The organism is Limnobacter sp. SAORIC-580 (assembly GCF_013004065.1).
Lineage (GTDB): Bacteria > Pseudomonadota > Gammaproteobacteria > Burkholderiales > Burkholderiaceae_B > Limnobacter > Limnobacter profundi.
In genome coordinates, this window is sequence record NZ_CP053084.1 from 260980 (window position 1) to 272679 (window position 11700).

At 51.3% G+C, this 11700-nt stretch carries 10 protein-coding genes; 8 read left to right on the forward strand and 2 right to left on the reverse strand.

What is annotated here, in order from left to right; translation table 11 throughout:
• Positions 1 to 9 precede the first annotated feature (9 nt).
• Together tssL and tssK are read right to left on the reverse strand one after the other, a co-directional pair.
• Entirely contained in the window at positions 10 to 1374 is a 1365-nt protein-coding gene (gene tssL, locus HKT17_RS01190) for a type VI secretion system protein TssL, long form (protein WP_105027967.1), read from the reverse strand.
• Positions 1371 to 2735: a type VI secretion system baseplate subunit TssK gene (tssK, locus tag HKT17_RS01195; RefSeq protein WP_171097239.1), complete on the reverse strand. Its 1365-nt coding sequence runs from the start codon at positions 2733 to 2735 to the stop codon at positions 1371 to 1373. Before tssK ends, tssL begins: the two co-directional genes overlap by 4 nt.
• A gap of 159 nt (positions 2736 to 2894) precedes the next feature.
• Here tssK and HKT17_RS01200 point away from each other — a divergent pair, with 159 nt between their 5' ends.
• The 8 genes from HKT17_RS01200 to HKT17_RS01235 all read left to right on the forward strand — a co-directional run bounded on the left by HKT17_RS01200 (position 2895) and on the right by HKT17_RS01235 (position 11694).
• A complete protein-coding gene (locus HKT17_RS01200; protein ID WP_171097241.1) occupies positions 2895 to 3434 on the forward strand; it encodes an OmpA family protein in 540 nt (179 codons plus the stop codon).
• Positions 3431 to 5488 (forward strand): type VI secretion system Vgr family protein, encoded by a 2058-nt coding sequence (locus HKT17_RS01205; RefSeq protein ID WP_171097243.1) that lies wholly within the window; start codon positions 3431 to 3433, stop codon positions 5486 to 5488. The genes HKT17_RS01200 and HKT17_RS01205 overlap by 4 nt, the downstream gene beginning before the upstream one ends.
• Before the next feature lie 14 nt (positions 5489 to 5502).
• Complete coding sequence (locus HKT17_RS01210; RefSeq protein WP_171097245.1) at positions 5503 to 5961, forward strand: hypothetical protein; 459 nt, start codon at positions 5503 to 5505, stop codon at positions 5959 to 5961.
• A complete protein-coding gene (locus HKT17_RS01215; protein WP_171097248.1) occupies positions 5958 to 7319 on the forward strand; it encodes a hypothetical protein in 1362 nt (453 codons plus the stop codon). Before HKT17_RS01210 ends, HKT17_RS01215 begins: the two co-directional genes overlap by 4 nt.
• Positions 7312 to 8112 carry a hypothetical protein gene (locus HKT17_RS01220; RefSeq protein ID WP_171097250.1) on the forward strand — a complete coding sequence of 267 codons (801 nt, stop codon included), beginning with the start codon at positions 7312 to 7314 and terminating at the stop codon, positions 8110 to 8112. The genes HKT17_RS01215 and HKT17_RS01220 overlap by 8 nt, the downstream gene beginning before the upstream one ends.
• A gap of 11 nt (positions 8113 to 8123) precedes the next feature.
• Positions 8124 to 9137, forward strand: a complete 1014-nt coding sequence (locus tag HKT17_RS01225; protein WP_171097252.1) for a type VI secretion system-associated FHA domain protein — start codon at positions 8124 to 8126, stop codon at positions 9135 to 9137.
• Complete coding sequence (locus HKT17_RS01230; protein WP_171097253.1) at positions 9128 to 9913, forward strand: PP2C family protein-serine/threonine phosphatase; 786 nt, start codon at positions 9128 to 9130, stop codon at positions 9911 to 9913. Before HKT17_RS01225 ends, HKT17_RS01230 begins: the two co-directional genes overlap by 10 nt.
• 80 nt (positions 9914 to 9993) lie before the next feature.
• Positions 9994 to 11694 (forward strand): ShlB/FhaC/HecB family hemolysin secretion/activation protein, encoded by a 1701-nt coding sequence (locus HKT17_RS01235; RefSeq protein ID WP_171097255.1) that lies wholly within the window; start codon positions 9994 to 9996, stop codon positions 11692 to 11694.
• Positions 11695 to 11700: the final 6 nt, after the last annotated feature.

Genomic DNA, 11700 nt, shown 5'->3' on the forward strand with positions numbered 1-11700 from the left:
GCTCAGCCTTCATTGGTTGTGAATCAGCATGATCTCGACACGACGATTTCTTGCCCGGCCTTGCGCGCTGTCATTGGGTGCGATCGGGTTGGCAGCCCCCGCGCCTTCAGTGGCAATTGCAGTGTTCGGAAGAAATGTGGCGATGCGTTGGCCCACATGTTCCGCGCGTTCCGCGGACAGCTGCCAGTTCGATGGAAAGCGAATGGATCGAATAGGTTGGTTGTCGGTGTAGCCTGTCACCGTGATCTGCCCCGGGTGTAGCGCAAGTTCCCTGGCCACTTTCTCCACCAGCGGTATTGCACTGTCATTCAATTCAGCACTGCCGGAATTGAACAAACCGTCGCCAGTCAGAATCACAGTTGATTTATTGCCGATTTGTTTCAGGGTGAGCAATCCTGCAACAATTTCTTCCCGAAGTTGAATGGGCAATTCAAGCCCCTGAGTTACTGGAACGGGCTCACTCTGAGTCTGCGCGAATTGGGGTGATGGAAATTGAATGGATACAATTTCTGCAAACGCATGATCCGATTGGGTATTCAAGTTGAAATACAATCCGAGGAAAAACAAGGCGCCCAAAGTACTCAGGGCGCTGATTGGTAACCACAAGGGAATTTGGCGCATTCGCCTGTTGTTGCCGGGTGCCTTCGATTGCCAGAAGTCGGGGTGAAGACTGGTTGGCGTGTCGGTTGAATTGGGTTGAACCAATTGAAACAGACGGGTTTTCAATTGACTTAAAGCAAGGTCGCCACCCTGTTCAACCTTGTATTTGCCTTTGAATCCAAAGCTGAGAATCACAGCCATCACTTCCAGCAAATCCCGATTGTCGGAAGGGTTTTGCATCAACTTCTGAATCAGCGCGAAAATCTTTTCCCCGCCCCAGGTTTCACTGAAAAACTGCAACAGCAAACTGTGATTGGCCCATTGGCCCGAGCCACCCCATGGGGTACTGGCGGCACGTTCATCCATGAAGGTACACAGCGCATAACGAATGGACAAACGCTCAGCCTGTACACGCCCAATTTGTTCCAGTTTCTGATCAAGTTCAGTCAATCCTTTTGACAGGGTGGCCGACAAAGCCTTGTGCGATGGAATATCGCTGAGCGCTCCCATGGTACAGATCAAGCGCAGCAACGGGCTGGCATGGGCCAGCAGTTTGTTCTGGCTTGCTGTCGGGTTTGCCTGAAGTTGATGCAGCATTTGATCAAAACTGGTTTGCGCTTGCGTGTCGGGCATCCCCATGCCGGAACCTGAGGTGGTCGATGGCCCCAAAATATTGTCGAGTGACTGAATGGCTGGCGATGCAGGTTTACCCAAGCGCGGCTTGATGATGGTGCGTTCACCACCCAGTGCGAAAAACGGATCATTGGGATTCATAGCAAACGCTCCTGTTCACGGCGAACAGCCCACAACTCCAGGCGTAGTTCAGGCAAGTCGCCGGCGTAATGAATCGCAATGTGCCCTGTTTGATCCAGCATTTTCCACAAAGGATCTGTGCGCGTTTCCAGCTGAAAATACAAATGGTCTGCGTAATAGGGCAAAGCGGCGTGCGCCTGCTGAACATGCTTTAGTCGAACACCCGGAAGGTTCAGATTGACGAGGTCGCGCAATTTCTCAACCGGACCAATTTTGACAGTGCTTGGAAATTGTCTTTGTACCAACTCCTCGGGTGCCGCAGCATGCACAGTCAGGTAAAAGTGAGCGTTGACCAGCAGGGTTCTGTCGGTAATTTGACCCAGATGAACACCCGCCTGCTTTTGTATCAAAGGAATTTGTACGGCGTGCTGGTCGTGAAGGCCTGCAAGTGCATTGCGAAGGGCTGTAAAAACTGCGTCAAAAGCCAAACGCAAATTGTCATGGTCGTAGTTGGGCAAGAAGTCGGCTGCGGTGTCGTCACCATACAATGTGACAGCACCCAAACAAGCCAGAAGTCGCAGGTAGGCAGCCTCAGGATGTACCTGTTTGCTGCGAAGCAGGTGTGCAACAATCAATCGGTGTTGTACGCAAGCTTGCAATAACAAGAAGTCCCCTATTTCCGAACTGTTGTGGCTTCCCTTGCGCACACGTCGTTGCCGAAGCTGGTTGATTTTACTTTCCAGTAACGCCAGTACAGCTTCCAGTATTCGGCGAATGTTGGCGTTTTGAAGGCTGCACAAGCAAGGTTCAATGAAAGCATCAACAAGCTGGATTTCTGAATTTCTTGATTCACGAAATTCACAGATCGCCAGTTGAACATGCCCTTCCTGATGAAGGTGTTCTGCACTTAAAAAAAGATTCAAGCGCGCCAGGTCAACCGCAGAGGGTTCAAGCTCAGGGTCGTAAACACTGGAAATTTCAGTGGTTTCGGCCAGGTACTTTAGCGGCGAACGGTTGTTTGTTGGTGTCTCTTCCGGTGTCCAGTCCAAATGCCTCCCCGCCCAGTGGGGTTTGGCCAGCGAAAGGTAGACCTTTCCGCTTTTCACAGCATTAGCGAAATCAAGACAGGGAGGTGCCGGGTCCTTGTCAGGAATCGAGAAGTGTGTTCCGTCCGGAAAATACCCTGATGCCTTGAGAATACCCACCTTGCCGGCCAGCAACAGATCAGGGTCCAGCTGTAGCTGATGAAAGCCGTGGCAATGCCCATGAAAGTGCGCTGTTCGAATATGAATTTCATGGTCGAAATAGCGTTCTTGCTGCTGAAAATGTTGGGGTTGGAGAAAGAGACCTTCACTCCAGATTACACGGCTATTTTTAGTCATTTAGGGGGATGAGTTTCACTCTCTGTTGGCTGTGATGTATCACTCGTTGGGCGAATTTTTTCAAAAGGAATAGACTCGTGGCCCAAGTCGCGAAAAATCCTATCACGAGATTTTTTAAGGTGATTTTTTTACCGATGCCCTACCTATTCCGGAGTAGCTATGTTTGAAAAACATATTCTGAAGTTCGCTTTGTTGGCGCCCGTGCTCATCGGCTTGCACGCACCGTCCCATGCAGAATCGTTGGTGGTTGATTTGGCCGACACAGTTCCAGCTGTCGAGCAGGTTAAAGAGGGTCTGTTCCCCGAAGAGGCATGTGAAGAGCTTCGTAAAAACGGTTTCAAATGCATGGGGTTCAAGCCCGCAGTGCGTTTTTCAATTCCGAATGCGCATTTCCAGTTGGGATCTGCCGAGCTTCCCGCTGAACTGAAAAAGCAGTTGGATGTTTTCGCACAGGTGCTGAGTAATCGTCCATCCGATTCCCCGCCAATTGTGGTTACGGGGCATGCCGATGCCAGCGGTGACGCTTCCTTGAACCAGGTGCTTTCTTCAGAGCGCGCCAAAGCTGTTAAAACTTACCTGACTCAGAAGGGTGTATCGCCAAGCTTGTTGCGTGTGGAGGGCAAGGGTGCTGACAAGCTGGCTGACGTGAATAATCCTTTTGCTCCCGCCAATCGCCGAGTTGAAATCAGCCGCCAATGAACAGATTGATCAGCCTGAGCGGTTCAGCTCCTCTGGACGAAGTTCATTTCAGATCTGCGCGCTTGCAGGAATCACTTTCCGAGAACAGTACAGGTTCTGTGTTTCTGGAATCCGATTCTGCGCTGTTGAATGCAGACGATTTTCTGGGAAAGAATTGTTGTCTGGCCTATGAAACCCGTGAGAAAACCAAGCGTTATTTTGACGGTGTAATTGTGGAAATGGAGCAGGTTTCCATGTCCAGCGCAGGGCGCTGCGCCTATCGCCTGGAATTGAAATCATGGACGTGGTTGCTGGGCAAGAACCAGGAGTTTCGCGTTTACCAGAACAAGACCGTACCGGGCATTGTTTCCGAAGTAATTGGTCGCCACGGACATTCCTCAGTGCGGTTTTCTGATCGCACAATGGGCGCCAAGCGTGTTTGGGAATATGTGGTTCAGTACGGTGAAAGTGACCTGAATTTTATTCGCCGTATACTTGAACAGGAAGGCGTTTATTTTTACTTTGAACATGGTGAGGGCCAGCATACGCTGGTACTCGTAGACTCCAGCAGTACACATCAAGTTTTTCCCGGTTATGCCAATCTGGCCTACGATCCAGCTTCGCAGAGTGGCAGGCTGACACCGGAAGAAACGATCACCAGCATGTCATTGAAGAAGTCCATTGAACCGCCAAGGCATGCACACACGGATTACAACTTCAAAACACCATCGAACTCCTTGCTGGTGAACTCTCAGGGCAAGGCAGAAAGTTACAACTCGGCCTACGAGGTGTTCGAGTATCCTGGTGAGTTTGAAAATGAAGGTGAGGGTACTCACTACAGCAAGCTGCGTCACGAAGAGTCTCAGGCGCGCCAGCAAACGTTCAATGCAAGCACTTCGGCAAGGGGAGTTGCAACAGGCCATTTGTTGAAAACGGTTTGCAAGGACAACCCCGCGTTGTCCAAAACTTTGCTCGTGATTGGTACCCTGATCACCGTTCACGAGTCAGAGCCAGAAGCCAGTGGCGGTGCGCAATCTGATTTTGATTGTCAGTTTGAAGCCATTGAGTCCAGCCAGCCTTTCAGACCCGAACGGAAATCCAGAAAACCCCAGGTCAAAGGACCCTTGCCCGCCTTGGTTGTTGGCCCGGAGGGGCGAGAAATACACACCGATGAATTTGGTCGAATCAAGATTCAGTTTTACTGGGATCGCTACGGCAAACACAATCAGGACAGTTCTTGCTGGGTGCGTGTAGCTTCTCCTGTTGCTGGCAAGGGCTGGGGTTTTGTGGCCATTCCGCGTATTGGCCAGGAAGTGGTGGTGTCATTCGAAGATGGCGATCCCGACCGGCCCTTGGTTACCGGGGTTGCCTACAATGCTGAGCAAACAGTTCCCTATCCATTGCCTGAACACAAAACAGTGTCTGGCTGGCGTTCTCAATCCAGCGAAAAAGGCTCACCCTCCAATTTCAACGAACTTCGTTTCGAAGACAAAATTGGCAGCGAGTATGTGTGGTTTCAGGCCGAGAAAGATTATTTAAGCCTGATCAAGAACAACAGCAATACAGAAATTCGCGGGCATTCCCACAGCTTGATTCACGGCAACCTGATTGAAGAAATCAAGGCCGATGTGTCGCGCACAGTGCTTGGTCAACTCAGTCAGCAGATCGACAAAGCCTTGCATTTGACGGTGAACGATGATGTGTTGGCCAAAGTTCAAGGTTTACTCGGTTTGACCAACAACGGGCAAATTGCAATTAGTACCACTGGCCAGTGCTCATTGAAATCCCAGGGCAGCACTGACCTGGATGCAGCAGGCAATTTGAACCTGAGTACCTCGGCCCAAGGCAACTTGAAAGCGGGCTCAAGCCTGAAGCTGACCGCGGGCTCTAGCTTGTCGCTGAACGTGGGTGGCTCTTCGATTGTTATTTCCGCATCAGGCATCAAATTCAGTGGCCCAGCAGTTTCAGTCAACGGAAGTGCCATGGGTGGTGACGCCTCTGCAGCTTCCCCAAGTCCGCCCGAAGCCGCACTGGCGCCCGATTTGGTAGAGCCACCCATCGATCCAATTCCCTGAGGAATTTTGCCCAGATGTTGACCGTTTACGGTGTGGCCCCTTCTGAAATTGTGTCTGGCGGATCGACGCTAGTGCAGTTTCCTCCCTTGTCGGGGCGGGCTGTGGGCGGAGTTATTCCAGTGGATTGCCAAGTCAGTGTGCTGAAACTTGCAGACTCTGCCTTGGGCTCTACTGCGTCCTGGCCCTGGAAGCCCGTGGATCGAGGCTACGTAATTTCCAGCAGAAATGTGCAGTCCAGTTTGCTTAAGAATCACCTGCGACAGGTTCGTCATCTTCAAGATTCCTCAGGCTGTAATCGAATTTGGCCCTGGTTTGATCCGCGTTACCTGAAGCTTGCCTTGAACACCCTGGCAGGACAAGAGTTGGTCAAACTGTTTGGTCCAGTGGAGTCGTTTGGTTTTGCCGATGAATCCGGTGTGGAGGTGTTTCAACTGAGGTCTGGCCTGGTTCATGTTACACAGGTGCGCCGTTGATCACGATTGATCTTCAAGCCCGTTTCAATGTGCAGGCACGCGCTGATCACTTGCGGCGCATGCATGTGCTGTTGAGCTCGCTCGATCTGGATCAAAGCTACAGCTTAAAACCAGATTTCACCGAGTCAATCTCAGCCGCAATTGATTTGCTGGAAGCTCATGATGTAACCCAGGCGTATTCGCAAGCCTGTGTCTTGCTCAGCTTGTTTGCAGGTCAAGTGAGCATTCAGGGTATATCGAGTGAAGCCGACCCTCAAACCAATGTTTTGCGTAGCATGCAACAGGCTTTGAGCGCCGGAGTGTCCCCAAGCGCCTTTCATTGTCTGTATGAATCATTGGCCGGTCTTGGGCGATTTGATCAGCCGTGGCCAAGCGGGCAATTGCAGATCAATTTGATCGACCTGCTGGCCGCCGTTCAAATGGGCAGTCAGCCAACAAAAATTCCGTGCAATCAAACAGGTTCTTTGGCTATTGGCGTGAGCACCATTGCTGGTGAGCTGGTGAATTGGTTCAGAACAGACTCTGGTTTTGTACATCAGGTCTTCGGACAATTCACTCCCGATTATCTGATTGCACAGGTCTGTAAAAATTCATTGCCAGCAAATGATTTGGTCATTCATGTAGACCCCGTATTTGAGCGTTGTGAAATTGGTCGGCAAAACACGTCTGGATTCTTTTCACTTCAGCGTATGGAGCTGATTGACACGCGGCTTACACAGCTGGATTTTAAACAGCTCAGTTGGTCCTGCTCACCCGAAGAAAAACAGGGCTTGCAATCAAGATGGTCTGATTCAGGCGTACTGATTGAGCCGGTGGTGCAACAGTCCAATTCCTGGCTCAGCACGGATTTGAACTTTCGTGCCCAATGGACGATTCGTGAAGGCTTGATTGAATTTGTTACCACAGCGGACATGCAGCTTCGTGCAGCCGCAGATGATTTCAAATGGCAGGCCCAACTGATTCACAACCATGTGCCGGTGAATTTGAGCATACAAACCGAACGCGATATCCACGTTCACTGGCAACACAGCGAGAAACAATTGCCAGGATTGTTGCCGCTGGGCGAGCCATTGTGGCTGGCGCAATACAGGGTGCCTTTGCATGTTCAGGTGTGCAGCGTTGTTGGTGTGGGTAAACCGCTCATTCGCGCTGCCAGCCCTTTGGCGGGTGAACTTGTTTTCAGTGTGTCAGCGGTGGTTAATCCTGAAGATAGGGCACTGGAGGTGGTGCTGACTGTTGATCATTCCGAATTGATCTGCGACTGGCAAAGTGTCGATCCAGTCAAGGGCTGGGCCTTGGGCTGCTGGCACTTGGCAGCGCCTGCACGAATCATGCAACGGGGCCTTCAGCATGGATAAAACCCTGTTGTTGCGCGCCAGTGTACAGGGTCAGAATGCTTTGCTGACTCTGAACGGCATGGTGCTTGGCAAGTTACAAAATGGGCGAGAACTGGTGTTGCCCATCCATGAGTATGTTCAGTCGGGCGAAAACAGAATTCAGGTGATTCTGTTGCCAGGTGCTTCAATGCGAGGCGCATCATTGAATCCTGATCATGCCCTGCTCACGCAAAACTGCAGCACAACTGTGTGGGTTGAACTTCAAAAAGACCGTGGGCCTGATGTGCTGGTGCAGCCACGGGTGTTATTTGAATTGAAAACTGCTTTTCAACGTGGGCAGCGTTTGAGAAAAAACCGTTTGCTGGATTCGACAGTTGACTTGCCGGTTTCCTTTCCCCGTTGGCGCTATCTCGATGTATTGCCTTCCACACACGGTGCAAATGATTCGGCACTGATTGAAGATTTTCTGCTGAATATGTTTGCCCAATTCAAGTCAGGCAAGGCATCTGCCTTGCTGCCGTTTTTTACCGTTCGCAATCGCGAATTGGCTGCAGCTTATGGCCTCGACCCACAAAATGTAGTTAGCGATTTCGCAGCACATCTGGCACATCTTTGCACACAATCCGAGTTGCTTGAATCCGCGCTGGATCCCCAATGCTGGCAGTTTCAATGCGTTCGCCAATCTCCAGTTCACGCATTGCTGGATATCAATCACGCGCCGCTGCTGCAATGGAAATGCAAGCTGAGCGGAGCCACCCTTCAACTGCCCATGCATGTGGGTGTGTTGGGTGGTGAAGTTTTTGTATTGCGTTAAGGGTGGGTTGAATGTATTCCAACTTTGAATTCCAGATTACCCGCGATGGTCAGGCGGACAAGGCAATCGAACAGTGGCCTGTGCCCTTGCAGGGGGGATCGATTGGCCGCTCGCCCGATTGCACCTGGGTGTTGAAAGATCCCCAACGGGTGGTGTCGCGTTTGCACGCACAGGTACTTGTTGAGAATTCCCAATGCCACTGGACAGACCTTGGCACCAACAGTACCTTGGTTAACGGCAAACCCATGCCCCAGAATCAATCCGTCCCCTTGAGTCCCGGCGATGTGCTGCGAATTGGTGATTACTCAATCATTCTTGCGAAGGTTGCCGCGAATTGGAACGGATTCGAGGACCTGATGCCGAGGCCCGAAATTGATCCACTGGAATCCTGGTTGCCACAACCAGCTTCTAACGTCGATATCGACGATCTGTTGGCAGCTTTCGATATGCCCTTGCCGCCTGTCGAAAGCGATATCGAAGAGAACATTTCGCCGTTGGCCCAGCGTATGTATGTGGGTTCCCAACAAGCTGATTCAGCAGTTCGAGGTGTGGTGGCTGAACAACCGACAACACCCTCCACAATTCAGGATGTAGAGAAGTTGCACCACTTGTTGGGTATCTGCGTTCAAGGTTGCATGCAATTGCTTTCAGCGCGCCGAATTTTCCAGGAAGAAACGGGCAGCAAGCTGACCAGTATTTCCGCGAAGGGAAATAATCCACTGAAGTTTTCTTCATCACCGGCGCAAGCCATGGGCAAACTGCTTGGCGATAATTCACTGGCTTATCTGGATGCAGAGCAGGCCTTTGAGCAGGCGTTTCAGGATATTCAGGCGCACATGCAACTGAGTGTTGCGCGAATTCAAGTATTGATTGAGCAGGTTCAGGGTGGTCTGGATCCAGCTGTGATCGAACAAGAGATCAATCGGCAAGGTGGATTGAGTTTGAGTCTCGAACTCGCCAGAAAAGCACGCATGTGGGACCTTTATTGCGATCGCTACCGGCATCTGGCGGGCACATGGAGTTGACCATTCAACTGGGTGGGGCACACGAAGGGCGATTGTTGCAAGTACAGGTTACACAGCGTACCGACATTGGTAACCGCCCGGAAAATCAGGACGCTGTTGGGCATAAATTATTTGGAGACTGGCTGGTGTGCGCGCTTGCAGACGGTGCTGGTGGTCATCGTGGCGGGCAGCTTGCTGCTGCCTTGGCTGTTGAAATGTCTTTGAGTGCATTTGAACAATCACCCACGCTGGAAAGATCACGCTTGCTGGAACTGATGCAACAGGTGAATCAGAATATTTTGCATCAACAGACCACACACCCTGATTGCTCAGACATGCACACCACCGTTTGTCTTTTGGTGATCAATCAACGATCTGCACAGGCAGTTTGGTTGCATGTCGGCGATTCGCGTGTGTATCACTTTCAGCAAGCTGTGCTGCGCTCAAAAACCAGGGACCACAGTGTGTTGCAGTGGATGATTGATCATCAACAATCCGATGGTCAAGCCAGTCGAAACGCGCTGTATACCGCATTGGGTGAGCAAAATGAACATCTTCACATGGATGTGACCGAGCCTTGCTGCTTGTTGGCTGGGGACTGGTTCTTGATGTGCAGCGATGGTTTGTGGGAACACCTCAATGACGACGAGCTCGCATTGCTGGGTACCAGCCTGTGGTGCGCAGAGGATTGCAATGCCCATATTCATCAACTGGCATTTAATCGCGCCTTGGGGCGGGCAGACAACCTCAGTAGCATTTTGGTCTTTGTGGGTGAGGGGGGTGCTCAATTCGGTTGACACCATACCAATGACCCAATTTCCTGATTTCCGGTTTTGATGTTTCACTCCGGTTCGCTCTCATTCCAAGTACCTATTCCATGTTGACCAACCGATACACAATTGCCCTGTTGCTGTACACACTTGCCTGGCCGGTACAGGCCCAGGTGTCTACGCCTGCCCCCTTTATCAATCCCGAGTCTGCTGCGCCTGCTGCGGAAAAAGAAGCAGAGCCTGTCATCGACAATCAGGCTGAAAGAAAGGCGGCCCCTGAGTTGGGCAAGCCGTTGAACGATGTGTCTCTGAATGTCAGCGCTTATCGAATTGAAGGTGTCGAAGCCAAGCATCTGAACGATATTCAGAAATTGCTGATGCCGTATGTGGGCGAAAAGCGTTCGTTTGAAGACCTCAGCAGTGCAGCACAGGTGGTGACTGCATTCTTGCAGCGTGAATTGGGCTATTACCTGGCGTATGCCTATTTGCCCGCGCAAGACATTAAAAACGGTGTGGTGACCATTGCCGTGTTGCCCGGTGTGCTGGAGTCAGTCGAAGTAGCTTGGCCTGCAGAAGAACTGCGCGTGAATCGGGATATTGTTGAATCGCACTTGAAGCGTTTAAAGCCCGGTACGGTCATTCGTGTGGAAGAGGTAGAGCGGGTGGTGTTCCTGCTCAATGACTTGCGTGGCATTCGAATGTCATTTGCCATCAAGCCTGGCACACAAGCAGGCAAAGCGATTCTGGTTGCAACACCCAGCAACGACAAGGCACTGACCGGCAGTGCGGGCCTGGATGCAAACGGCTCGCGGTACGCAGGCACGTACCGTGGCATTGCCACCTTTTCCTGGGAAAGTCCGTTTGGCTTGGGTGATTCGTTTTCGGTCAGTCATCTTCAATCTGAAACAGGTGGTTTGGACTTCACGCTGCTGGGTTACACCCTGCCGGTTGGTGCGGATGGATTGAAGTTGGGTGTGAACGTGTCTACCGTGAATTATTCACTTGAGGAAAACGATTTTCCCTTGGGCTTGAATGGCGATGCAGAATCGCTGGGTGTATTCGCGCTGTATCCCCTGGTGCGTTCACGCAACCTGAATGTGTTTGCACTGACTGGGTATGACAAAAAGGAGTTCACTGACAGGCAGAGCCTGTCTGGTTTGGAAACCGTGAAGGAAGTGGATTCATTTCGCCTGGGTCTCAGTGGCGACTCCCGCGATAGCCTGGTGGGCGGCGGTCTTAACTTCTTCAACTTCAACGTAGAGGAAAGCAAAACGAATTATCCGGGTGGTGTGCCGTTTGGTCTGGACGATGAACTTAACACCATGCGTGTGAACTACTCGTTTGGTAGGTTGCAATCTGTTGTGCCCGGCAAGTTGATGCTGTGGAGCTTCTTGCGTGGTCAATATGCACTCGACAATCTTGACAGCAGTGAACAGTGTTCGCTGGGTGGTGCTACGGCTGTGCGCGCATTTGCACAAGGTGAAACTTCTGGCGACAGCTGCGATTTGTTCACGCTGGAAGCGCGCTATTTGCCCTCTGCCAACTGGTTTGGCAGTGCGGCGCGTGAATTGTCCTTCAATGTGTTTTTTGATCAAGGCCGTGTTCGTTTTCGCGAAGACACCAGCAATCAGCCCGCAGGATTCAACAACCATGCCGAACTGGCTGGTTACGGCCTGGGTTTGGCTTGGGACAGGCAAGACATTTTCACATTCAACTTGAGTTTGGCCTGGGAACTGGCGGGTGTTCGGCAGTCTGATCCGAAACGCCAAAGCCCAAGAATCTTTGCATCTTACATCTACTATTTCTAAGAGAAT

Coding starts and splice junctions, on each gene's coding strand:
- HKT17_RS01220 (WP_171097250.1), top strand. CDS start 7,312: ATGGATAAAACCCTGTTGTTGCGCGCCAGTGTACAGGGTCAGAATGCT.
- tssL (WP_105027967.1), bottom strand. CDS start 1,374: ATGAATCCCAATGATCCGTTTTTCGCACTGGGTGGTGAACGCACCATC.
- HKT17_RS01200 (WP_171097241.1), top strand. CDS start 2,895: ATGTTTGAAAAACATATTCTGAAGTTCGCTTTGTTGGCGCCCGTGCTC.
- HKT17_RS01225 (WP_171097252.1), top strand. CDS start 8,124: ATGTATTCCAACTTTGAATTCCAGATTACCCGCGATGGTCAGGCGGAC.
- tssK (WP_171097239.1), bottom strand. CDS start 2,735: ATGACTAAAAATAGCCGTGTAATCTGGAGTGAAGGTCTCTTTCTCCAA.
- HKT17_RS01235 (WP_171097255.1), top strand. CDS start 9,994: ATGTTGACCAACCGATACACAATTGCCCTGTTGCTGTACACACTTGCC.
- HKT17_RS01205 (WP_171097243.1), top strand. CDS start 3,431: ATGAACAGATTGATCAGCCTGAGCGGTTCAGCTCCTCTGGACGAAGTT.
- HKT17_RS01210 (WP_171097245.1), top strand. CDS start 5,503: ATGTTGACCGTTTACGGTGTGGCCCCTTCTGAAATTGTGTCTGGCGGA.
- HKT17_RS01230 (WP_171097253.1), top strand. CDS start 9,128: ATGGAGTTGACCATTCAACTGGGTGGGGCACACGAAGGGCGATTGTTG.